The organism is Rhizobium sp. IY2 (assembly GCF_047532935.1).
Classification (GTDB): domain Bacteria; phylum Pseudomonadota; class Alphaproteobacteria; order Rhizobiales; family Rhizobiaceae; genus Rhizobium; species Rhizobium anhuiense.
Window position 1 is genome coordinate 895,972 of the sequence record NZ_JBLKNU010000002.1, and the last position, 23,251, is coordinate 919,222.

Here is a 23,251-nt window from a genome sequence, read left to right on the forward strand (position 1 = left end):
TCATGCGTTTTACCGGCCTGCCTCCGGAAGCCGTTCCTGCCCTGATGACAGGGGCCATCGCCCCTCACCCCACGATCGAGGGCCGCGCCGAGGCCTACCTGCCCTCCCCTTGCATCCAGAACCATGCGGCCAATCTTGCCTTTCTGCCAGACGGCACGCTGACCTGCGTCTGGTTCGGCGGCACCATGGAGGGCATGGGTGACATCTCGATTTACATGTCGCGGCTGGCGCCCGGCTCCGAGTGCTGGTCCGCACCGGAAAAGATGAGCGACGATCCGCAGAAATCCGAGCAAAATCCGTTGATTTTCAATGCTCCGGACGGAAAGATCTGGCTGCTCTATACCTCGCAGACCTCGGGCAATCAGGACGGTTCGATTGTCAAATGCCGGATTTCAAGTGATGGCGGCCGGAGCTTCGGCGCTGTCCGAATCCTCTGTGACAGCCCCGGCACCTTCGTTCGCCAGCAGATCGTCGTCAATGGCAGGGGCGACTGGCTGCTTCCGGTATTCCGCTGCGTCGGCCTGAACGGCCAGCGCTGGAGCGGCGATGCCGACACGGCTGCCGTGCTGACGTCGCGCGATGGCGGCGCGAGCTGGCAGATGCGGGACATTCCGGACAGTGTCGGCGCTGTACATATGAACATCCTGCCGCTCGGCGGCGACGAGATGATCGCCTTCTATCGTAACCGTTTCGCCGTAAACATCCTGTCGAGCCGATCTTCCGATGGTGGCGAGACCTGGAGTGCGCCCGAAGCCACCGACCTGCCGAACAACAACTCCTCGATCCAGGCCACGATCCTGAATTATGGAGCAATCGCAATGGTTTACAACCATTCGAATGCCGGCATGTCGGATGCGCGGCGCCAGTCGCTCTATGATGAAATCGAGGGTGGCGCTGCCGGCGAGACCGTCGTTGCAGCCGATGGCGGCCGCAAAGCCATTTGGGGTGTTCCGCGGGCGCCGCTGAGCCTGGCGATATCGCGGGATGGCGGCAAGAGCTTTCCACACCACATCGACCTCGATACCGGCGACGGCTTCTGCCTCAGCAACAATTCGAAGGATTCGCTGAACCGCGAATTCTCCTATCCCTCGGTCCTCCAGGGTCACAACGGCACGCTCCATATCGCCTACACCTACTACCGGCGCGCCATCAAATATGTCAGCCTCGCCCCGCAATCCCTGCCGTGAGCAAAGCGGCAGCCGGAAAATTGTAAACCTGCATCCAATCGCACGCGAAAGATACAGGATACAACGGCCGCCGATCGGCAGCGGGATGGTAGTTGACAACAGGATCGGATTATTCACCGCCGTCGGCGTGGCGGCCGGCCCTTTGCGCCGAACTGCAGTCGCCATCGATATGGAATCCATAACCCACTGATATATTTATTGATACTGACACGGAACCCCCGTCTCAAGGCGCGGCAAGCCCATATCTGCCGATAAAAATCTCCACCCTTTGGAATGCCGGCTTGACTTTGATCTTACAACTTTACATTAAAGAGAGCGACGATATTGCAGGGAGGACTGGTTCATGGCCAGCTTGGGTTCGCCAATCACGATCGTTCGGCCGCATCTGATCGAATTCGGCGTCGGCACGGCGGGAAAGCTCGGCAAATGGGCCGCCGATAAGGGCTATCGGCGCACACTTGTCATCTCCGATGCCTTCAACGCCTCGCGCATCGACGTGCTGGAGCTGAAGGGTGAGGTGGCAGTCTTCTCCGATGTGATGCCTGAACCGGATACGGCCAATCTCGAAAAGGTCCTGGCGGCGGCAAACGCCGCCAATGCCGAGCTGGTCGTCGGCTTCGGCGGCGGCAGCGCCATGGATCTGGCAAAACTGGCGGCCGTGCTTGCCGGCTCCACGCAGACGCTGCATGAGGTCGTCGGCCCGAACAGGGTGCATGGGCCGCGCAAGGTCGCTCTCGCCCAGGTGCCGACGACATCGGGCACCGGCAGCGAGGCCGGCATCCGCGCGCTGGTCACCGATCCCGCCACGATGGCAAAGCTTGCGGTGGAAAGCCTGCACATGCTGGCCGATATCGCCGTCATCGATCCGGCCTTGACCTTCAGCGTGCCTGCCCGCACGACGGCCGCCACCGGCGTCGACGCGATGGCCCATTGCGTCGAGGCCTTCACCAACCGCAAAGCCCATCCGATGGTCGATATCTATGCGATCGAGGGAGCGCGCCTCGTCGGCAAATATCTCGCCCGCGCCGTCAAGGACGGCAACGACGCCGAGGCGCGCGCCGGCCTGTCGCTCGCCTCGCTTTACGGCGGCTTCTGCCTGGGCCCGGTCAACACCGCCGGCGGCCATGCGCTCGCCTATCCCCTCGGCACCCGCTGGCACGTGGCCCATGGCGCGGCCAATGCGCTGATCTTCCCGCATGTGCTCGCCTTCAACACGCCGGCTGCCCCGGAAAAAACGAAGGCGGTGATGGAAGCGCTCGGTTACGAGACCTCGGAGAATATAGCATCCGTCTTCGATGCGGCTTACGCTTTCTGCGCCGAGCTCGGCATCGAGATGAAGCTCTCCGGCCTTGGCGTGCCGGAGAGCGATCTCGACGCCATGGCCGACGACGCCTTTGCCATTCGCCGCCTGCTCGATAACAATCCGCGCGACCTCTCGCGCGCCGACATTCGCTCGATTTACGCCGCCGCTTTTTAGGCGGCAAAGTTTTCAGAAGGGACCCGCTCGATGGACAGGAATGCGAAAGTCGCCGTGACGCTGGGCGATCCGGCCGGCGTCGGCCCCGAAGTGATCGTTAAGGCCTTGGCAGCCCTTCCGAGGGAGGAGCGCCGCGATTTCGTCATTGTCGGCAATGTCGAAGCACTGGAACGCGCCGACCGCGTCACCGGCGCCGGACTGAAATTCGGCCCTGCCGATGCCGCCGGTGACGACAGGATCGCTGTCGACGAAGTCCCGCTCGGCGCTGATCTACCCGAAATCGGCAAGGTCAGCCCCGTCGCCGGCGATGCCTCGGTGCGCTATATCACCCGCGCCGTCGATCTCGCCATGTCAGGGCAAGCCGATGTCATCGTCACTGCGCCGATCAACAAGGAAGCGATGAACCTCGCCGGCCATCACCATGACGGCCATACCGGGCTGCTTGCGCATCTCACCGGCTCGAAAAGCTCCTTCATGCTGCTGGCCTCCGAGCGGCTGAACACCATCCACGTCTCCACCCATATTTCGCTGAAGGGCGCGATCGAGCGCGCCAAGACCGAGCGGGTGCTGGCGACCATCGAAGCCGGTCACAGGCACTTCCTGCGGCTCGGCCGCAAGGCGCGTATCGCCGTCGCCGGCCTCAACCCGCATTGCGGCGAAAACGGCCTGTTCGGCACCGAAGATATGGAATTCCTGGCACCGGCCGTCGAGCAGGCGCAGGCAAAAGGCATCGACGTCGTCGGGCCGATCTCGGCCGATACGGTGTTTGCTCGCGCCTATAACGGCGCTTTCGATCTGGTCATCGCCCAGTATCACGACCAGGGCCATATCCCGATCAAGCTCGTCGCCTTCGAGACGGCAGTGAACGTCTCGCTCGGCCTGCCGATCGACCGCGTCTCGGTCGACCACGGCACCGCCTTCGACATCGCCGGCACCGGCAAGGCCAACCACGTCAACATGCTATCGGCCATCGCCTATGCCAGGCTGATGGCCCGCTCGCCGCGGCGGGAGGTGTGATTGCGGCAATCCGGGAGAAATGCGGCGCCGGTCGTCACCGAAACGTTGATTGCACCCTCAACCCATCACATGCCGAACAAACGGCGATCCCAGAAGACGGGTTGGTGGAGGCTCGCGGTGATCGAGGGGAATTCCGGGTGGGCCGGGTTGATCAATATGTTGCGGTCGACGCGGGCGGCGACGCTTGGCACCAGCAGGATGACGCTGCGTTTTTCCTGGCACCATTTTTCGCCGAAAGCCTTGCTGACAACAGCCGGCATGCTGTCCCAGCCGGGCAGCGCGGGCTCGGAGAAGACCTCGTAGCTTAACCCACGCGGTATTGTGATCGTCACATAGTGCTGGTTGGGCGGCAGCCGCCCGCTGCCGTGAACGAGCTTTTCGAGCAGCGCCGTCGAATAATGCTCGCTGGTGTAGATGATCGGGCTGCCCGATGTGTTCCACCGTCCCGGCGCGATGGTCGAGCCGGTGGCGTCGAAGATCGGATAGGTTCCGGCGGGATCGCCGATGCGGACGGATGTCAACGTCCGGTCGAGATGCTGTGCGCTCACGCAGCGCTGCCGTATTTCAGGCTTCCGAGGATATCGAGTACCAGCTCGCCGCCGATCTCGCTCTGGATGACCACGTCGATCGGCCGCCTGTCCTCCAACATTGCATGCGGGCGAAACAGGAAGTCGCGCGCCTCAGCCTCGCTCTGCCAGACATCGAGTGCAAGGCCCCAGACACGGGCAAGACGGGCGAGCTTTATGCCCTCGTCGGAAGAGAGCCGATGCTTGGACTTGCGCCGCTCATAGGTGGCCTTCGGAACGAGGCGGTATTTGAACTGGACATCATCGGGCGCCAGAAGCAGCGCCATGCGATCGAGCGCCTTGACCGGCAAGCCTTCTTCGATGCTGGAGAGCAGGCCGAAGGCCGAACGCGATGCCGGTTCCCTGGCAGGCAATCCGAGAACATCGGCGATGAGCGCAAATCCCATCATGATCATGGATCCTTTTCACTTGAGGTTATATTTAGTCTCAAGTGATACAATGTTCAATAGCGCCGATCCGGCTTATCTTCGATAGCTGCCAAATATCTGCGTCTGCGTGATCGGCATCTGGGCATGAGTTCGGACTGGTGGTTCGTTCGTACCGGGGCTTCAGCTTTGCCCCTGATGCAGCCGACGGAAAATCCGCTCGATCTGGGCAACGACGGCGAAAAAGACGATGCCGGAGAGAGAAGCGAGCACGACGGCGGCAAAGAGCCTTTCCGCCTGATAGTTGAATGTCGACTGGATGATGACAGCACCCAGCCCCTGGTTCGAGCCGATCCACTCCCCGACGATCGCGCCGATCACACAGGTGGTTGCCGAAATGCGCAATGATGCAAAGAGCAAGGGGGCGGACCGTGGTGCGCGCAGGCGCCAGAACGTTTCCCATCCGCTCGCCGAAAGCACATGCATCAGGTCAAGCTCGCTCGCAGTCGCCAGATTGAGGCCCCGGGCGGTATTCACCAGGGTTGGGAAGAAGCAGATGAGAGCGGCGATGATGATCTTCGGAAGCATGCCGAGGCCGAAGATGAGGATGATGATCGGCGCGAGCGCCAGCACCGGGATGGTGTTGAAGAGCAGGACGACGGGAAAATAGGCGGCCTGGAACCGCGGATTATAGACAAAGGCAATCGCCATGATCACGGCGAGACCGTTGCCCAGGAGGAAGCCGAGACCCGCCTCCCCCCATGTCGGAACGGCATTCGACAGCAGGAAGCGCCATTCGATGCCAAGCGTGCGCAGGATCGCCAGCGGCGTGGGAACGATATAACTGGGAATACCGAGAGCCGGCACCAGCCATTGCCAGGCGAGAAGCAATGAGAGGGCACCGATAACAGGAAGGCCGATCGCCTCGATGATGGATAACGGACGGTGCGTCATGCAGCCGAACTCCCCTCCTGCAGCAATTGGCGCAGACGGGCGGCGGTCTCCTGGACATCGAGGCTCTCACGCCGACAGAGGCCGCGCTCGTCTTTCAGCGGCGCAAGGTCGATCAGCGCCTGGACGCGGCCCGGATTGGCGGCCAGGACCAGCACGCGTCCGCCGAGATAGATCGCCTCGATGACGCTGTGAGTGACGAACAGGATGGTCGTGCCGGTCCGGCGCCAGACGTCCAGAAGCTCGTCGTTCAGTCGTTCGCGGGTGATCTCGTCGAGCGCACCGAAGGGCTCGTCCATGAGCAGGATATCCGGCTCGCATTGAAGCGCACGCGCTATGGCGACGCGCTGGCGCTGTCCGCCGGACAATTGATGCGGATAGCGGTCGGCCAGATGCGACAGGCCGACCAGCTCGATCCAATGGTCGGGCCGCGGATCGACAGATCGCGAGACGCTCTTCTTCCCCACCTGGAGCGGTAGAGCGACATTCTCCCTCACGGTCCGCCAGGGCAACAGCGTTGCGTCCTGAAAGACGAAGGCGACCTCGCGCCGCCGGCGCGCCTCCGAAGCTGTCCTGCCGAGCACCGACAGCCGCCCGTCAAGCGGCGGAAGAAGATCCGCCACCGCACGCAGGAAGGTCGACTTGCCGCAACCGGAAGGGCCGAGAATGGTCAGAAACTCACCCCTGCCGACGCTGAGGTCGACGCCGGACAGAATGCGGGTCGTCTCGACAGCGCCGGCATAGCCGACAGCCAGATCCTTGGTTTCGATGGCCGCTGCTTCAGGCAAATCCGCTCTCACGCAATCTTCGGGCGGTCGCCCGCCGTCATGTCCAGTATCTCAGTCGTATAGCAATCCTCCAGCTTCGGAGCGCCGCTCTTGAACTGACCGATCTTGTCATAGACGTAAATCTGCTCGGCAAGCGCGGCCGGATCGAAGCTGCCCCAGCCATCCTTGCCGGTCGCAGCGTCGAAGCTCAGCGACAATATGCGCGGCACGGTCTGCAGCTCTACGGCAAGATCGAGCTGCGGATAGGCCTCGACTGTCAACTTCACCGCCTCTTCGGGATGTTCATGCGTCCAGGCCCAGCCCTTGGCGACCGCACGCAGCACCTTTGCCAGCGTCTCGGCGTTGCCGCTCACGGCATCGTCGGTGGCGAAATAGACATTGGCATAGGATGGCAAGCCTGTGTCCTTCATCATCAGATCGATGCGGTCGGGGCCGATGACGGAAAGGGCCTGCGTGTTGGTGATCCATCCGGTGACCGCATCCACCTGGCCGGTCATCAGCGGCGTCATGTCGAAGCCGATATTGGTGATGGTCAGGCTCGAGGGGTCGATATTGTTCTTCAGCAGGATGGCATCGAGCACATAACGGGCGGTCGGCTGGATGCCGATGCGCTTGCCAACCATATCCTTGACGGTGCGGATCGGCGCCTTGGGCAGCGAATAGAAGGCGAAAGGCGCCATGCGGAAACCGCAGGCGAAGATCTTGATCGGCACGCCGGATGACCGGGCAAGAAGGAGCTGTGCCGAATCCGAGAATTGGCCGAGCTGCGCATCACCCGTGATCACAGGCGGCACCGTTGCCGAATTGGGACCGCCGGGGGAAAACTCGACGTCGAGACCCTCGGCCTCAAACAGGCCTTGCTTGACGGCAACGATATCGCCGATCTGTCCGTTGCTCATCAGCCAATCATATTTGATGACGACTTTGGATGCGGCGGCGTTCGAATGACGCGGTACGAATACGCTGATCCCCGCCGTCGCCGCGGCGAGAGCAAAGGCTCCGCCCTTCAGGACGGTACGCCTGCCGACCACGATTTGTTTGTCATCCCCGTTCATTTGCTTGCCTTCCCCTTGTTGGTTTGTCGGACGGCTGGCTGGGCCGCTTATGCTCGTTGCCGCGGGTCGATGTCGCCGATCGGGCCGCCTTCAGACCACGCATAGATCTCCCAGAGATTGTCGTCGGGATCAGCGAAATAGCAGCATCGCGCATTCCAGACGTAATTCTGCGGCGGCGCGTGGAAGAGCACGCCCGCAGCCTTCAGCTCCACATAGGCAGCATCGACCTGCTCTGGCGAGGCAAGCTCGATGGCCGCGCAGGCCTTGTGCACGCCCGGAGGAGCCCGGCGGTTTGAGACACCGGTATTCTCGGCGATATGCGCGATCTCCCAGAGCGCCAGCGTCACGCCAGCCCCTTTGAAATCGGCAAAGCCCGGAGCGCGGCGCCGCGGCTTGAAGCCAAGCCGCTCGACATAGAAGGCCGACGCTCTTTCGATATCCTCGACCAAAAAACAGATATCGGTAATCGGATTGGTTTGGGCAAAAGCGGTCATGCAGGCCTCCTGATGGGAAGAGCCTCGCAGACCGCAGCCTCAAGAGATTTCAAATTCGTGCGATTATCTTTCGCAAAATTGCTGATTTGCCATCGGCGGGCGCCGGCTCAAAGACGGACCGAACGCTGGTATTCCTTCGGTGTCGCCCCCATCAGACGCCGAAAGACGCTGGAGAAATGCGCCTGGCTGGAAAAGCCTGTGGTATAAGCGATGTTTGCAAGCGTCTCCTTGCCATCGGCAAGGTAAAGTCGCGCCCGCTCGATCCTGCGTTCGAGGACGAAGCGATGCGGCGCCATGCCCGCCGCCCGTTTGAATTCCCGACTGAAGTGAAAGGGGCTCATATGGGCCACACCGGCCAGCTCCTCAACACTCAAATCGGATTTGCCAAGCAGGTCCTCGATGTAATCGATCACGCGCCGGAGATTCTCCGATGTCAGCGGACGATCGCCGGCTTCAGGTTTGGCGCCCAGCAGTTTTACAACACAACAGGCGAGCGCCATTCCCAGATGCTGCATCAAAAGCGGGTCGTCGCGCCCAGTCTTCTCGGCGGCAAATGCAAGAGAAAGCGCAACCTGCAGCGTTGTCGGATCCGTCGTCGCGCTCAGCGCATCACTATCCCAATGCTCGGGATCGAAGCGAGAACCCCCGATGCCGCTGTAGAGCGCCGGTGACTGGAAGATCGAGATATAATCCGCCGCATCGCCCTCGACCTCAAGGACCGTGGCAGCCGGTTGAAATCCCAGAGTGAAGGGCGGCCTCTCAACTTTGCAGAATGCCCCGCTTCCAAACCGATAGGCATATTTGCCGTGCGCCGTACGGTTGATCGAAATTCTATGAAGCGAGCCCCTTGAAACCATTTGCCCCGCGGCACTGCGATAGGTCTCGACGATCATGTCGCGTTGAACGAAGGCCTTGTAGCCTCCGAGGGATGGCCGGCTTATTGAGAAAATCTGCGGATCGATATCGGGCATTGTTTCATTCTCCCTGACAGGGAGAGAGGCAAGTTGCGCGCCAAATGGAAGCCAAGCTTCGCGCTGGATATCAACGTCGTGGGATAAAACCCGACCGCGCCCATGTAAATCGTGATTTTATGACTGCTGTCGCGCCACACGGCACCACGGCCTGGCAGGCGTTCACCCTCGGCAAATCTGGTCGCATGCGCAAGAATTATGCAGTGCGTGTTTCTTCCTGATCGGTGGCCGTGGACTGTCGACTCATCTGATCGCTCTCAAAACCGCCGAGACATCCGAAATCATTCCCGGTCATGGGAAACCGCAGCCAGGGATCAGCTTTCGTTCCCTCCACTCTTTTCCCCGGAGATCGTTCTTTTGGAAATTCGTTCCTCCTCATCCGCATTAATCCATTTAATCTATAGACATAATTAATTGGAGAGAATGGCAATGAGCATCGAAAAATCCGGAAGCGGTCTCGGAAGACGAGACCTGTTGAAACTGTCCGCCGCGGCCGGGGTTGCCGTCGCCGGTGCCTCGCTCATCGGGCAGAAGCCGGTTTTTGCAGCCGAAGAGCTGTCGCTGAAAGGCAAGCGCATCGCCATCAGCGCCACCGGCACCGATCACTTCTTCGACCTGCAGGCCTATAATGCCCAGATCGAAGAGGTAAAGCGCCTCGGCGGCGAGCCCATCGCCGTCGATGCCGGGCGCAATGACGGCAAGCTGGTTTCGCAATTGCAGACGCTAATCGCCCAGAAGCCGGATGCGATCGTCCAGATCCTCGGTACGCTCAGCGTCATCGATCCCTGGCTGAAGAAGGCGCGCGATGCCGGGATCCCGGTTTTGACCGTCGACGTCGGCTCGACCAATTCGATCAACAACACGACTTCCGACAATTGGGGCATCGGCAAGGACCTGGCGCTACAGCTCGTCTCCGATATCGGCGGCGAAGGCAATATCGTCGTCTTCAACGGCTTCTACGGCGTCACCCCCTGCGCGATCCGCTACGACCAGCTGGTCAATGTCGTCAAATATTTCCCGAAGGTGAAAATCCTCCAGCCGGAACTGCGCGACGTCATCCCAAACACCGTGCAGGACGCCTTCACGCAGATCACGGCCATCCTCAACAAATATCCGGAAAAGGGTTCGATCAAGGCGATCTGGTCGGCCTGGGACATTCCGCAGCTGGGCGCGACTCAGGCTCTGACGGCCGCCGGGCGGACCGAGATCCGCACCTACGGCGTCGACGGCAGCCCGGAAGTGCTGCAGCTCATCGCCGATCCGAATTCGCCGGCCGGCGCCGATGTCGCCCAGCAGCCGGCGGAAATCGGCCGCACCGCCATCCGCAACGTCGCCAAGCTGCTCGCCGGCCAGACCCTGCCGCGCGAAACCTATGTTCCGGCGCTGCTCGCCAACAAGACCAATGTCGGCGAAGTCACCAAGAAACTCGGCATCGGCTGACACTGAACGCGAGCGATCCGGCCCTGCCGGATCGCTCGGAATCTGCCCGCCCGGAGAGATCGACATGACGGCCATTTCGTTGAAGCAGCCGGTCACGGCACGCAACGACATCATCCGCTTCGAAGGCATCGTCAAGCATTTCGGCGGGGCGCAGGCGCTTGCCGGCGCGTCGCTGATCGTCAGGCGCGGCACCATCCACGGTCTCGTCGGCCAGAACGGCGCCGGCAAGTCGACGCTGATCAAGCTGCTGGCCGGTCTTCACCAGCCGGATGGCGGCCGGATCGAGATCGAAGGGCGTACATTCGACAGGCTGACGCCGCATCTTGCCGAAGAGCTCGGCATCCACTTCATTCACCAGGATCGGCTGCTGGTGCCGACCTTCACCGTCGGCGAAGCCCTGTTCCTCGGCCGGGAACCGCGCATATCTGGCACGCCGTTCCTCGACCGGCGACTGATGCAGCGGCGCGCATCCGACATTCTCAACGACTATTTCGGTATCCGCTTGCCGAACAGCGCGCTGATCGGCGAATTGTCGACCGCCGAAAAGCAGATCGTGCAGATCACCCGCGCCCTCCTCAATCAGCCGAAAGTGCTCGTCTTCGATGAGCCGACCGCCGCCTTGGTGCGCCGCGAGGCCGATATCCTCTTCCGGCTGATCCGTCGTCTGCGCGACGAGGGCGTCACCATCATCTATATCTCGCATTACCTGAACGAAATCGAAGAGCTCTGCGACCACGTCACCGTGCTGCGCAATGGGCTTGATGTCGCCTCCCTGCCGATCGGGGACACCTCGGCCGGTGCGATTGCGCGGCTGATGGTCGAGCGCGACATCAAGGAGATGTTCCCGAAGCCACAGGTGACGCCTGGCGAGGAAATCCTCAAGGTCGAGCAACTGTCGGCGCCGGGGAAATATAGCGACGTCAGTTTCACGCTTCGCCGCGGCGAGGTGCTCGGCCTCACCGGCCTGCTCGGCTCCGGCGCCAAGGAGCTGGTCCGCGCGCTCTTCGGTCTGGAGACAGCGGCGTCCGGCCGTATCGAGGTCAGCGGCAAGGCTGCCCGTTTCACCAATCCAACGCAGGCGACCGGGCGCGAGATCGCGCTGGTGCCGGAAGACCGGCGACGCCACGGCATCGCGCTCGACCTCAGCGTCGCGGAAAATATCAGCCTTTCCAGCCTTGGCCGTTTCACCCGTTTCGGCTTTCTCGATCGCAAACGCGAACGGGACGAAGCCGATGCCCTGATTAGTCGGCTGCAGGTGAAAACCAATGGGCGCGATGCCCTGCTGCGCACGCTTTCAGGCGGCAACCAGCAGAAGATCGCCATCGCCAAATGGCTGAGCCGCCGCTCCGAGGTCTATCTCCTCGACGAGCCGACGGTCGGCGTCGATATCGGCTCCAAGGTCGAGATCTATACGCTGATCGGCGAACTCGCGGCGCGCGGCGCCGGTGTGATCGTGCTGTCTTCGGATCTGCCCGAACTCGTCGGCATCACCGACCGCATCCTCGTGCTCTTCCGCGGGCGGGTGGTGCGGGAATTCATCTCGTCGGAGACCACGGCGGATGCCGTGCTGGCGCAATCGACCGGATCATCCGAGGGACAACGCCATGTCGGCTGAAGTGGAATTCGCGCCTTCCGGTTTGTCTGCTGCGGAACCGCCTCCCCGGCCGGCCGGCAATATTGCAGCGGCCGCGCTACGCTTCGGATCGTTGATCGCCTTCGCCGCCATTCTGATCGTCTTCTCGCTGACTGCACCCTATTTCCTCAGCATCGGCAATATCGGTAATGTGCTTGGCCAATCGGCCATCTCAGGCGTGCTTGCCATCGGTCTGACGATCGTGCTGATCGCCGGCGGCTCCAATGTCGTCACCGGCGGCATCGACCTGTCGCTCGCCGCCAATATGGGTCTCAGCGCCGCAGTCTATGCGAGCCTGACGCAGCTCGGCTACGGCGACGCGACGGCGATTGCGGCGGCGATCTTGACCGGGGCGCTAATCGGCACGGTGAATGCCATTGCCGTCGTCTATGCCGGCATCGTGCCACTGCTTGCCACGCTTGCCGTCATGAACGTCGTCGCCGGCCTGGAATTGGTGCTGACCGGCAATACCGTCCTGCCGGCCTCGACGCCCTTCCTCTCAGCGCTTTCGGCCTCGGATCCTTTCGGCATACCGGTTCTTGCCTATGTGCTCCTCGGCTTCACGGCGATCGCGACGGCGATCGTGCAATATACTCCGCTCGGCCTGCGTCTCTATGCTGTCGGTGAGTTTCCGGATGCGGCGCGTGCCGCCGGCCTGCCGCTTCGCCGGCTACTATCAGGTGCCTTCGTCGCCAGCGGCCTCTCCGGCGGCATCGCCGGCATCCTGTCGGTTTCCTATCTGAGCGGCAGCACGACCGGTTCCGGCGAGATGCTGCTGCCGGTCGTCGTAACGGCCCTGCTCGGCTCGGTCTTTTCGCGTCGGCTGGTTCCGACAGTCACCGGGACGCTGCTTTCGGCCCTTTTGGTCGGCTTCCTGGTCAACGGTTTCCAGCTGCTGAATATTTCGAGCACCCTGGTCAGCGGCGTCCAGGGCGTGCTCATTCTCATCGTCGTTTCCGCGACGACGCTGCTGCGCCGGCAGGAGGTCTGACCATGTCGCTCCATACCCCTACCCCCGCTACGACAGGCTTGCCGCGTCTGATCGCCGGCGGCCTGGTGCGTTATGGGCTGATCCTCGCCCTGGTTGCGGTATTCGCCGCCTTTTCCCTGACAACGCCGACATTCACAACGCTGGCGAACCTGCAGAGCATACTGGTCAACAATTTCACGCTGCTTGCCATCGTCTCCATCGCCATGACCTTCGCCGTCGCCTCGGGCGGCATCGATCTTTCCGTGGGAACGGCAATGGATTTCGCCAGCTTCGCCTTCGTTTCGCTGGTTCTCGCCGGGCAGCCGGTGGCACTCGCCGCGCTCGCAGGACTGGCGGCCGGGGCGGTCGTCGGCGCCTTCAACGCGCTCTTGATCTCCGGGATCGGCGTGTCGCCGTTCCTCGCCACGCTCGGCACGCTGTTCATCGGCCGCAGCGTTCAACAACTGCTGACCAATGGCGGCAATCCGGTCTATCTGCCGCCGAACGGCGTGCCGGAGGCCTTCCGCTTCCTCGGCCACGGCACGGTCGCCGGCTTTCCGGTGCCGCTGGCCGCGGCCATCATCGTCATCGCAGCCGCAGCGGTGGTTTTTGCCCGCACGCGTTTCGGCCGCGTCATTCTGTCGATCGGCATCCAGCCGGGCGTCGTGCGCTATTCCGGCATCGCAGCGCCGGCCCATGTCGCGGTGACCTTCATCCTGGTCGGGCTGATCGCGGCCATCGCCGGCCTGATCCTGACGGCAACCGTCACCACCTACATTCCATCCTCCGGCAATGCCTTCCTGCTCAATGCCATCGGCGCCACCTTCATCGGCACGACGCTCAGCCCGCTCGGGCGGCCGAATGTCGGCGGGACCGTCCTCGGCGCGCTGCTGCTCAGCATCGTCGCCAACGGGCTGCTGCTGACAGACCTGAACTTCTATTGGCAGCAGGTCGGCACGGGAACGCTGATCTTTGCCGTGCTGGCCCTGAGCTTCATCAACAGAAAGGCTGCCGGCGGCGCGTAAGAGCCGGAAGCGGTTCTATCCCGCCGAGGCGTCCGAAATCATTCTGGAGACGGCATTCTTCCAGCCGATGATCTTGGTCTGCCGCTCGGTCTCCTCCATCGAAGGGCTGAAGCGGCGGTCGCAGGCCCAGGCCTGCGCAAACTCCCGCCTGCCGGGCCAGATGCCGGCTTTCGAGCCGGCAAGCCAGGCAGCACCCAGCGCCGTCGTCTCGCGGATCGCCGAGCGGTCGACGGGGTTCCCCGTCATGTCGGCGAGGCACTGCATGGTCCAATCCGAAGCCGCCATGCCGCCATCGACACGCAGCACCGTTTCCAGCTGGTTGACGCCCCAGTCCTTCTTCATCGCCACCAGCAGATCGAGCGTCTGGTAGGCGACGGATTCGAGCACGGCGCGGGCAAATTCCGCCGGCCCGCTGTTTCGGGTCAGGCCGAAGATCGCGCCGCGCGCGGCCGGATCCCAATAGGGGGCGCCGAGGCCGGTGAAGGCCGGAACGATATAGACCTGCTGTCCGGGGTCGGCCTTGGCCGCAAGCACCCCCGCCTCCGACGCCTGGCCGATGATGCCGAGGCCATCGCGCAGCCATTGCACGGCGGCGCCGGCGATGAAGATCGAGCCTTCGAGCGCATAGGTCGTCTCGCCGTCGAGCCGGTAGGCGATCGTCGTCAGCATCCGGTTGGAGGAGGAAACACGGTCCCGGCCGGTGTTCAGCAGGGCAAAGCAGCCGGTGCCATAGGTGGATTTCATCATGCCGGGCTCGAAGCAGGCATTGCCCATCGCCGCCGCCTGCTGGTCGCCGGCAACGCCGAGGATCGGAAGCTCCGCACCGAGCAGCGCCTTGTCGACGCGGCCGAAATCATCGGCGCATTCCCTGACCTCGGGAAGCACCGCAGGGGGAATACCGAGAATGCCGAGAAGCTCCTCGTCCCAGGCACCGTCATCGATATTGTAGAGCAGCGTTCTCGATGCATTGGTCGCATCGGTGGCATGCACACGGCCGCCCGTCAGATTGTAGATCAACCAGCTGTCGATCGTGCCGAAGCAGACATCGCCTGCCTCCGCCTTCTCACGCAGACCGTCGACATTGTCGAGCAGCCAGCGCAGCTTCGTTCCGGAGAAATAGGGGTCGAGCAACAGCCCGGTCTTGGCGCTGAACAGCTTCTCGTACCCGTCGGCCTTCAGGCTCTCGCACATTTCAGCCGTGCGCCTGTCCTGCCAGACGATCGCGCGATGAAGCGGTGTTCCGGACTTGCGATCCCAAACGACCGCCGTCTCGCGTTGGTTGGTGATGCCGATCGCGGCAATGTCGCCGGCCTGTATGCCGGCATCTGCAATCGCCTTGCGCACCGTGTCGATCACGGACAGCCAGATCTCCGTGGCGTCATGTTCCACCCATCCGGGCTGCGGATAGTATTGGGTGATCTCCGCCTGCGCGGAGCCGGCCATTTTCATGTCGCCGTCGAAGATGATCGCGCGTGAGGACGTCGTGCCCTGGTCGATTGAAAGAATATAGCCGCTCATATCCGTCTCCGGCTCGCACGAAACCGCTCCGCCCGGCAAGGAGGGCAGACGCGGAGGTTTCATGAGAGAAAGATTGTGGGTGCCACCGGCCGTAGCCGGTGGCAGGAAGTGATGGCCGGAAGCTTTGTCGCCTCCGGCCGAGGTCCGCCTTACTTCGACTGCCAGCTCTTGACGAGTTCGTCGTAGTTGACAGTGACCGGCTTTTCCTTCTCATTCTCGATCTTCAGCTGCGGTGCAAGGTTGCCCTTCTTCACCGCATCCGCGTTCCAGTAAGCGAGGTCATGCTCTTCGGCGAGTTTCGGGCCGATATCGCCCTGGACACCCGATTTCTCGATACGGCCCATGACCTTCTCCTGCTCGCCGCAAAGAGAGTCCATGGCTTCCTGCGGTGTCTTGGCGCCGGCAGCGGCGTCACCGATGGCCTGCCACCAAAGCTGAGCCAGCTTCGGATAGTCGGGAACGTTGGTGCCGGTTGGCGACCATTGAACACGGGCCGGCGAACGATAGAACTCAATCAGACCGCCGAGCTTCGGAGCGCGCTCCGTAAAGCTCTTGTCGCGAATGGTCGATTCGCGGATGAAGGTGAGACCGAGCTGGCTCTTCTTCACGTCAACAGTCTTGGAGGTCACGAACTGTGCATAGAGCCAGGCAGCTTTCGCGCGGTCCGTCGGGGTCGACTTCATCAACGTCCACGAGCCGACGTCCTGATAACCAAGCTTCATGCCGTCTTTCCAGTAAACGCCATGCGGGCTCGGTGCCATGCGCCATTTCGGCGTTCCGTCCTCATTCATAACAGGCAGGCCAGGCTTGACCATGTCTGCGGTAAACGCCGTGTACCAGAAGATCTGCTGCGCGACGTTACCCTGTGCCGGCACCGGACCGGATTCCGAGAAGGTCATGCCCTGAGCTTCCGGCGGTGCGTACGCCTTCAACCAATCGAGATACTTCTGGATCGAATAGACCGATGCCGGGCCGTTAGTATCGCCGCCACGCGCGACGCACGAACCGACTGGACGCGAATTCTCGTCGACCTTGATGCCCCATTCGTCGACCGGAAGACCGTTCGGCAGGCCCTTGTCGCCGTTGCCGGCCATCGACAGCCAGGCGTCGGTGAAGCGCCAGCCGAGCGACGGGTCCTTCTTGCCGTAGTCCATATGGCCGAAGACCTTCTTGCCGTTGACGTCACGGCCGGTAAAGAACTCGGCAATGTCTTCATAGGCCGACCAGTTGACCGGAACGCCGAGATCGTAGCCGTATTTCGCCTTGAAATCGGCCTTGTTCTTCTCGTCGTTGAACCAGTCGTAGCGGAACCAATAGAGGTTGGCGAACTGCTGGTCGGGAAGCTGGTAGAGCTTCTTGTCCGGCGCGGTCGTGAACTTGGTGCCGATGAAGTCGTCGATATCGAGGCCGGGATTGGTAACGTCCTTGCCTTCGCCGGCCATCCAGTCGGTCAGATTGCGCACCTGCTGATAGCGCCAGTGCGTACCGATCAAGTCGGAGTCGTTGACCCAGCCATCATACAGGTTCTGCCCGGTCTGCATCTGCGTCTGGATCTTCTCGACAACGTCACCCTCTTGAATGACGTCGTGCGTGACCTTGATGCCGGTGATCGCAGTGAAGGCCGGAGCCAGAACCTCGGACTCATACTTGTGAGTGGTCAAGGTTTCCGAAACAACCTTGATGTCCATACCCTGGAAAGGCTTCGCCGCATCGACGAACCATTGCATTTCCTTTTCCTGGTCGCCACGAGAGAGCGTCGACACGTCGCCGATCTCTTTGTCCAGGAAAGTCTTTGCCTCGTCCATGCCGGCATAGGCCGACCCGGTCATGGCCAGCAGTACCGCTGCTGTCGTCGTCAATAAATGCCTTCGCATGATATCCTCCCAGGGTTTTGCGATTGCAGTCTTCACGTCTCAGGCGGCCAGAAAAACCCCGGCCATCTGCATCAGTTTGCCTCACACGTAACGGAATACGCCGACGGCGTAGACAACGGAGAGAGCGAGAGCCCACCAGAGGCTTGATCCCGCGAGACCAAGCCAGGCAAGATGGATAAAGGCGCTGCCGAGCAGCGAAAGGAAAAGCCGGTCACCGCGCGTCGTCTCGAAGCGCAGGATTCCGATCCGCGGGTTGCCGCCCGGCACGGCATACTCCCAGACCCCCATGCCGATCAGCAGCAATGCGATAACGATGAAGAACGCGGCCGTCGGCCAGGTCCATGCCATCCATGAAAAATCGGGAAGCGAAAAGCCCATCAAACCCTCCCCAGGGCGAAGCCCTTGGCGATGTAATTGCGCACAAACCAGATCACCAGCGCCCCTGGGATCAAGGTCAGAACACCCGCGGCGGCGAGCAAGCCCCAATCCATGCCGGATGCGGAGACGGTACGGGTCATGGTGGCAGCGATCGGCTTCGCGTCGGTAGTCGTCAACGTTCGTGCGATCAGCAACTCGACCCAAGAGAACATGAAGCAGAAGAAGCAGGCGACACCTATGCCGCTCGCAATCAGCGGCGTGAAGATCTTCAGGAAAAACCGCGGGAACGAATAGCCATCAATATAGGCCGTTTCGTCGATTTCCTTCGGCACGCCGGACATGAAGCCTTCAAGTATCCAGACCGCAAGCGGCACGTTGAAGAGGCAATGCGCCAATGCCACGGCGATGTGCGTATCGATCAGTCCAAAGGCTGAGTAGAGCTGGAAGAACGGCAGGGCAAAAACCGCCGGCGGCGCCATCCGGTTCGTCAGCAACCAGAAGAAAAGATGCTTGTCACCAAGGAACCGATAACGGGAAAAGGCATAGGCCGCCGGCAGCGCGGCTGCCACCGAGATCACCATGTTGATCACGACATAGGTGATTGAATTGATGTAGCCGGAATACCACGCCTTCTCCGTGAAGATCGTCACGTAATTGGCGATCGTCGGGTTATGAGGATAAAGCGTCAGAGAATTGACGATTTCCGCATTGGTCTTGAAGCTCATATTGACGAGCCAATAGATCGGCAGCAGGAGCACGATGATATAGATCGTCGGAACCAGCCACCACCAGCGCGATTCCTCGCCGCGCCGGCGCATCAGACGGCTTACTTCATCGGAGGAGAGACCGCTTGCGACACTGGTAACGCCTGAGATTTTTCGGCTCGCTGTCGTTTCGTTGGAGGCGCTCATTTCAATTCTCCGCGTCGTGGCTTGTCATGACGGTGTAGAACACCCACGAAAGCAGCAGGATGATCAGGAAATAGATCAGCGACATAGCAGCGGCCGGACCGAGGTCAAACTGTCCGAGGGCGGTCTTGACCAGATCGATCGACAGGAAAGTGGTCGCGTTGCCGGGACCGCCGCCCGTGACGACAAAAGGCTCGGTGTAGATCATGAAACTATCCATGAAACGCAGCAGCACGGCGATCAGAAGAACGCGTTTCATCTTTGGCAGCTGGATATAGCGGAATACCGCCCAACGAGACGCACCGTCGATCTTCGCTGCCTGATAGAAAGCATCCGGAATGGAAACGAGGCCGGCATAGCAGAGCAAGACGACCAGGCTCGTCCAGTGCCAGACGTCCATGATGATGATCGTCACCCAGGCGTCGAGCGGATCCTGCACATAGTTGTAATCGATGCCGATGGCATTGAGGGAATAGCCGAACAAACCAATGTCGTTGCGGCCGAACACCTGCCAGATCGTGCCGACAACGTTCCACGGGATCAGTAGTGGCAGCGCCATCAGAACCAGGCACACCGGCACGCCGATGCCCGATTTCGGCATGTTGAGCGCAATGAAGATACCGAGCGGGATCTCAAGAGCGAGAATGATCAACGAAAAAACTAGATTTCGCTGCAGGGCGGCCCAGAAACGGTCGGAATGCAGGATTTGGGTAAACCAGTCCGTTCCGTTCCAGAAGAACTGGTTGTTTCCGAAAGTGTCCTGAACGGAATAGTTCACAACCGTCATCAAGGGAATGACGGCCGAGAATGCCACCAGCACGAGGACCGGCAGGACCAGAAACCACGCTTTGTTGTTCCAGGTTTTTTCCATGATCAAGCCTCCGGTCCGGCGCGCCAAGAGTCGGCATAGATACTGATACCCGACAGTTCGAAGGTCACCCGTGGATCCGCCGGAATTTCCCCGTCTTCAGGGACGACGATCGCGATCGGCTGGCCGGCAAACTGCGCGCGGACGATCTTCTGCCGGCCGATATCTTCCACCTTGCTGACGGTTACAGGCATGCCCTCGCGGCCGACCCTGATAAACTCGGGCCGGATTCCAAGCTCTACCTTGGCCGCTGCCGCAGTCTTTGGCGCATAGTCGAGCGTCAGCGCGTGCTCGCCGACCCGAACCGTGCGGCCTTCCACCTTGGCTGGCATGAAGTTCATGCCTGGAGAACCGATGAAGTAGCCGACGAAGGTATGGCTCGGACGCTCGAAGAGCTCGGCCGGCGTGCCGATCTGCACGATCTCGCCATCGTACATCACCACGACTTTGTCGGCGAAGGTCAGCGCCTCCGTCTGGTCATGCGTGACATAGACCATCGTAAAGCCGAACTGCTTATGCAGCCGCTTGAGCTGCGACCGCAGCACCCATTTCATATGCGGATCGATAACGGTGAGCGGCTCATCGAAGAGAATCGCGTTCACATCCGAGCGCACAAGGCCGCGGCCGAGCGAAATCTTCTGCTTTTGGTCCGCCGTCAAACCGCGCGCGCGCCGCTTGGCCCAGTCTGAAAGATCAATCATCTCCAGTATTTCGCGGACACGACGATCAACATCAGGCTCCGCGACTCCGCGGTTGCGCAAGGGGAAAGCCAGATTGTCATAGACGGTCATCGTGTCGTAGATCACCGGAAACTGGAATACCTGCGCAATATTTCGCTGCTGCGTCGGCAGGTTCGTAACATCCTGTCCGTCGAAGAGAATTCGCCCTTCGGACGGTTGAATGAGGCCGGAAATGATATTGAGCAGCGAGGTCTTTCCGCAGCCTGAAGGTCCGAGCAGCGCATAGGCACCGCCGTCGTTCCACTCGTGGTGCACTTCCTTGAGAGCATAGTCCTTCTCGCTCTTCGGGTTCGGCCCATAGGCATGTCGAATATGATCGAGGGTGATACGTGCCATGATCTTCTCCTAGCCCCTCTGCCCGGCGATGGTGATCGCCCGGCCGTCCGCGCCGAACGCCATCAGGTGGCGCGTATCGATGAAAACGGAGAGGTCCGTGTCCGGATCGATATTGTGGATGCCGTGCGCAAGCATCACCCAGCGGGTGCCGGCAAATTGTAGATGCACGAAACTTTCCGATCCCGTGATCTCCGAAATCTGCGTCCGTGCTATCAGCTGCGCCGAATCAGCCGTCTGGGCGGTTGGTGCAAGATGATGCGGGTGAAACGCGATCGTTGCCGGCCCGTCCGGCACGTTCTGAAGATGCGGCGGCACGGCAAAAATCACGGCGCCATCGCGCAGGAAATTGCCTTCCGATTTGACCAGATCAATAAAATTCAGCGGCGGGTCGGCAAAGGTTTTCGCCGTCGTCAGATCGAGCGGATTGCGATAGACCTCGATCGTCGGGCCGAACTGCGTGATCCGGCCCTCGTTGAGCGCTGCCGTATTGCCACCCAGCAACAAGGCTTCGGAGGGTTCCGTCGTGGCATAAACGAAGATCGCGCCGGACTGGGCGAAGATGCGCGGCAATTCCTGCCGCAGCTCTTCACGCAGCTTGTAATCGAGATTGGCGAGCGGCTCGTCCATCAGCACCAGGCTGGCATTCTTGACGAGGGCGCGCGCCAGCGCCGTGCGCTGCTGCTGGCCGCCCGACAGATTGAGCGGCGTGCGGTCGAGATAGGGCGTGAGCTTCAGGAGCTCGGCCGCCTTGCGCACGTCGCGGTCGATCGTGGCGGCATCCTTGCCTGATATGCGCATCGGCGAGGCGATGTTCTCGTAGACGGTCAGCGCCGGATAGTTGATGAATTGTTGGTAGACCATGGCAACGTTGCGCTTCTGCACCGGCATGCCGGTGACATCGACGCCGTCGAAATGGACGGAGCCGCCCGTCGGCCGGTCGAGGCCGGCCATCAGCCGCATCAGCGACGTCTTGCCCGACAGCGTCGGCCCGAGCAGGACGTTCAGCGTGCCTCGCTCGAGGACCAGATCGGTCGGATAAATGTGATAGTCCGCGCCCACCATCTTGGCGGCGTTCCGCAGTTCCAGCATTCCGATTCCCGTGCCTCCACGCAGCGGGGACCACAGGGCTCCTATCCGGCCATCGCCGGCATGGCAGCCATGTACTCCTCCAGTGACTGAGCCTGCTCCTTCGAAAGGCGCAGGCCATCCTTTGTTCTCCTCCACAGCACGTCTTCGGCGTGCCGGGCCCATTCCTGTTTAACGAGATAGGTGACCTCCGCCTCGTAGAGATCACCGCCGAACAACCGTCCGAGATCGTCGATGCCGCGGGCATCGCCGAGCAGCACCTCAGCCCTGGTGCCATAGCGGCGCACCAGGCGGCGGGCATGCTGATCGGCGAGGAACTGATAACGCCGTTTCAGCTTGTCAACTTGTGCCTCATAGCCCCGGACCGGGAAGTCGCCGCCCGGCAGATGGCTTTTGGCCGTCCACGGGGCGCCCTTGACGCCGATGGCAGCACCGATCTTCTCCAGCGCATGTTCGGAAAGCCGGCGATAGGTGGTGAGCTTGCCGCCGAAGACGTTGAGCAACGGTGCGGCACCTTCGCCTTCCAGCTTCAGCACATAGTCGCGCGTCGCCTCCTGTGCCTTCGAGGCACCGTCGTCATAAAGCGGCCTGACCGCCGAATAGGTCCAGACGATATCTTCCGGCTTAACCGGCTCTTTGAAATATTCCGACGCCGCATTGCAGAGATAGACGGTCTCCTCCTCGGAGATCCTGACATCCTTGGGATCGGCGGTATAGTCGCGGTCGGTGGTGCCGATCAGTGTGAAGTCGCCCTCGTAGGGGATGGCGAAGATGATGCGGTTGTCGGGGTTCTGAAAGAAATAGGCTCTCACATCGTCGAACTTCTTTTTCACGACGATATGGCTGCCCTGGACGAGGCGGACATGATGGGCTTCGTTCTGGCCGAAGGCGGAACGAATGACATGGTCGACCCAGGGACCGGCGGCATTGACCAGCATGCGGGCCTGATGGCTGTCATTGCGGCCGGTGACCGTATCGGTGGTCTCGATATGCCACAGGCCCTTCTCGCGCCTTGCCGCCACGACTTTGGTGCGCGGCATGATGGTCGCCCCCTTGTCGGCGGCGTCGCGGGCGTTCAGCACCACCATCCGGGCATCGTCGACCCAGCCGTCGGAATATTCGAAGGCCTTGGCAAACAGCGCCTTCAGCGGCTTGCCGGCCGGATCGCGGCGCATGTCGAGCACCGAGGTCGGCGGCAGCAGCTTGCGGCCGCCAAGGTGGTCGTAGAGGAAGAGGCCGAGCCGGATCAGCCAGGCCGGACGGATGCCGCCCTTGTGATAGGGCAGCACGAAGCGCAGCGGCCAGATGATGTGCGGCGCCATCGCCCAGAGGATTTCGCGCTCCATCAGCGATTCGCGCACCAGGCGGAATTCGTAATGCTCGAGATAACGCAGGCCGCCATGGATCAGCTTGGTGGCGCCCGACGAGGTGCCCGAGGCGAAATCGTTCATCTCCGCCAGCGCCACCGAATAGCCGCGCCCAACAGCATCGCGCGCAATGCCGCAGCCGTTGATGCCGCCACCGATGACGAATATGTCGTGAATCTCCCGGCCCAATATCCCCTCCGAGCCCCGCTGCAGATT

At 61.5% G+C, this 23,251-nt stretch carries 23 protein-coding genes; 8 read left to right on the forward strand and 15 right to left on the reverse strand.

Annotated elements, in window-relative coordinates:
• The first annotated feature begins 2 nt into the window (after positions 1-2).
• The 3 genes from ACMUVN_RS12880 to pdxA all read left to right on the forward strand — a co-directional run bounded on the left by ACMUVN_RS12880 (position 3) and on the right by pdxA (position 3,681).
• On the forward strand, positions 3-1,187 hold the full coding sequence (locus tag ACMUVN_RS12880; protein ID WP_097594749.1) for a sialidase family protein: 1,185 nt from the start codon (positions 3-5) through the stop codon (positions 1,185-1,187).
• Positions 1,188-1,530: 343 nt separating this feature from the next.
• The gene (locus tag ACMUVN_RS12885) at positions 1,531-2,664 is read left to right on the forward strand and encodes an iron-containing alcohol dehydrogenase (RefSeq protein WP_097594748.1); all 1,134 of its coding nucleotides are present in this window, start codon (positions 1,531-1,533) and stop codon (positions 2,662-2,664) included.
• Between the two features lie 30 nt (positions 2,665-2,694).
• Positions 2,695-3,681 (forward strand): 4-hydroxythreonine-4-phosphate dehydrogenase PdxA, encoded by a 987-nt coding sequence (gene pdxA, locus ACMUVN_RS12890; protein WP_097594747.1) that lies wholly within the window; start codon positions 2,695-2,697, stop codon positions 3,679-3,681.
• 65 nt (positions 3,682-3,746) lie between these two features.
• Here the strand turns inward: pdxA and ACMUVN_RS12895 are convergent, their stop codons facing one another.
• From ACMUVN_RS12895 to ACMUVN_RS12925, 7 genes are all read right to left on the reverse strand, one after another.
• A complete protein-coding gene (locus ACMUVN_RS12895; protein ID WP_097594746.1) occupies positions 3,747-4,229 on the reverse strand; it encodes an RES family NAD+ phosphorylase in 483 nt (160 codons plus the stop codon).
• The gene (locus ACMUVN_RS12900; RefSeq protein WP_047613499.1) at positions 4,226-4,657 is read right to left on the reverse strand and encodes an antitoxin Xre/MbcA/ParS toxin-binding domain-containing protein; all 432 of its coding nucleotides are present in this window, start codon (positions 4,655-4,657) and stop codon (positions 4,226-4,228) included. Before ACMUVN_RS12900 ends, ACMUVN_RS12895 begins: the two co-directional genes overlap by 4 nt.
• A gap of 159 nt (positions 4,658-4,816) precedes the next feature.
• Positions 4,817-5,587, reverse strand: a complete 771-nt coding sequence (locus tag ACMUVN_RS12905; RefSeq protein ID WP_047613228.1) for an ABC transporter permease — start codon at positions 5,585-5,587, stop codon at positions 4,817-4,819.
• The gene (locus tag ACMUVN_RS12910; protein WP_097594745.1) at positions 5,584-6,372 is read right to left on the reverse strand and encodes an ABC transporter ATP-binding protein; all 789 of its coding nucleotides are present in this window, start codon (positions 6,370-6,372) and stop codon (positions 5,584-5,586) included. Before ACMUVN_RS12910 ends, ACMUVN_RS12905 begins: the two co-directional genes overlap by 4 nt.
• An 8-nt stretch (positions 6,373-6,380) precedes the next feature.
• Entirely contained in the window at positions 6,381-7,427 is a 1,047-nt protein-coding gene (locus ACMUVN_RS12915; protein WP_414815148.1) for an ABC transporter substrate-binding protein, read from the reverse strand.
• Between the two features lie 47 nt (positions 7,428-7,474).
• Positions 7,475-7,921, reverse strand: a complete 447-nt coding sequence (locus ACMUVN_RS12920) for a VOC family protein (RefSeq protein WP_047613230.1) — start codon at positions 7,919-7,921, stop codon at positions 7,475-7,477.
• A gap of 107 nt (positions 7,922-8,028) precedes the next feature.
• The gene (locus ACMUVN_RS12925) at positions 8,029-8,892 is read right to left on the reverse strand and encodes an AraC family transcriptional regulator (RefSeq protein ID WP_047613232.1); all 864 of its coding nucleotides are present in this window, start codon (positions 8,890-8,892) and stop codon (positions 8,029-8,031) included.
• Positions 8,893-8,936: 44 nt separating this feature from the next.
• Here ACMUVN_RS12925 and ACMUVN_RS12930 point away from each other — a divergent pair, with 44 nt between their 5' ends.
• The 5 genes from ACMUVN_RS12930 (at position 8,937) to ACMUVN_RS12950 (ending at position 13,960) form a co-directional block, all read left to right on the forward strand.
• A complete protein-coding gene (locus ACMUVN_RS12930; RefSeq protein ID WP_155295713.1) occupies positions 8,937-9,113 on the forward strand; it encodes a hypothetical protein in 177 nt (58 codons plus the stop codon).
• Between the two features lie 208 nt (positions 9,114-9,321).
• Complete coding sequence (locus ACMUVN_RS12935; RefSeq protein ID WP_047615008.1) at positions 9,322-10,332, forward strand: sugar ABC transporter substrate-binding protein; 1,011 nt, start codon at positions 9,322-9,324, stop codon at positions 10,330-10,332.
• A 64-nt stretch (positions 10,333-10,396) separates the two neighbouring features.
• Positions 10,397-11,947: a sugar ABC transporter ATP-binding protein gene (locus ACMUVN_RS12940; protein WP_047613234.1), complete on the forward strand. Its 1,551-nt coding sequence runs from the start codon at positions 10,397-10,399 to the stop codon at positions 11,945-11,947.
• Entirely contained in the window at positions 11,937-12,956 is a 1,020-nt protein-coding gene (locus tag ACMUVN_RS12945) for an ABC transporter permease (protein ID WP_047613236.1), read from the forward strand. Before ACMUVN_RS12940 ends, ACMUVN_RS12945 begins: the two co-directional genes overlap by 11 nt.
• 2 nt (positions 12,957-12,958) lie before the next feature.
• The gene (locus ACMUVN_RS12950) at positions 12,959-13,960 is read left to right on the forward strand and encodes an ABC transporter permease (RefSeq protein WP_047613237.1); all 1,002 of its coding nucleotides are present in this window, start codon (positions 12,959-12,961) and stop codon (positions 13,958-13,960) included.
• 15 nt (positions 13,961-13,975) lie between these two features.
• Here the strand turns inward: ACMUVN_RS12950 and glpK are convergent, their stop codons facing one another.
• From glpK to glpD, 8 genes are all read right to left on the reverse strand, one after another.
• Positions 13,976-15,478, reverse strand: a complete 1,503-nt coding sequence (gene glpK / locus ACMUVN_RS12955) for a glycerol kinase GlpK (RefSeq protein WP_097594743.1) — start codon at positions 15,476-15,478, stop codon at positions 13,976-13,978.
• Positions 15,479-15,627: 149 nt separating this feature from the next.
• On the reverse strand, positions 15,628-17,352 hold the full coding sequence (locus tag ACMUVN_RS12960) for an ABC transporter substrate-binding protein (protein WP_047613501.1): 1,725 nt from the start codon (positions 17,350-17,352) through the stop codon (positions 15,628-15,630).
• An 81-nt stretch (positions 17,353-17,433) separates the two neighbouring features.
• Positions 17,434-17,730 carry a DUF2160 domain-containing protein gene (locus tag ACMUVN_RS12965; protein ID WP_018246653.1) on the reverse strand — a complete coding sequence of 99 codons (297 nt, stop codon included), beginning with the start codon at positions 17,728-17,730 and terminating at the stop codon, positions 17,434-17,436.
• Complete coding sequence (locus ACMUVN_RS12970; RefSeq protein ID WP_003552208.1) at positions 17,730-18,641, reverse strand: carbohydrate ABC transporter permease; 912 nt, start codon at positions 18,639-18,641, stop codon at positions 17,730-17,732. The genes ACMUVN_RS12965 and ACMUVN_RS12970 overlap by 1 nt, the downstream gene beginning before the upstream one ends.
• A 1-nt stretch (position 18,642) precedes the next feature.
• Positions 18,643-19,509: a carbohydrate ABC transporter permease gene (locus ACMUVN_RS12975; RefSeq protein WP_047613241.1), complete on the reverse strand. Its 867-nt coding sequence runs from the start codon at positions 19,507-19,509 to the stop codon at positions 18,643-18,645.
• A gap of 2 nt (positions 19,510-19,511) precedes the next feature.
• On the reverse strand, positions 19,512-20,582 hold the full coding sequence (locus ACMUVN_RS12980; RefSeq protein ID WP_097594742.1) for an ABC transporter ATP-binding protein: 1,071 nt from the start codon (positions 20,580-20,582) through the stop codon (positions 19,512-19,514).
• A gap of 9 nt (positions 20,583-20,591) precedes the next feature.
• A complete protein-coding gene (locus tag ACMUVN_RS12985; RefSeq protein WP_047613245.1) occupies positions 20,592-21,671 on the reverse strand; it encodes an ABC transporter ATP-binding protein in 1,080 nt (359 codons plus the stop codon).
• Between the two features lie 41 nt (positions 21,672-21,712).
• On the reverse strand, positions 21,713-23,224 hold the full coding sequence (gene glpD, locus ACMUVN_RS12990; protein WP_097594741.1) for a glycerol-3-phosphate dehydrogenase: 1,512 nt from the start codon (positions 23,222-23,224) through the stop codon (positions 21,713-21,715).
• Positions 23,225-23,251 lie beyond the last annotated feature (27 nt).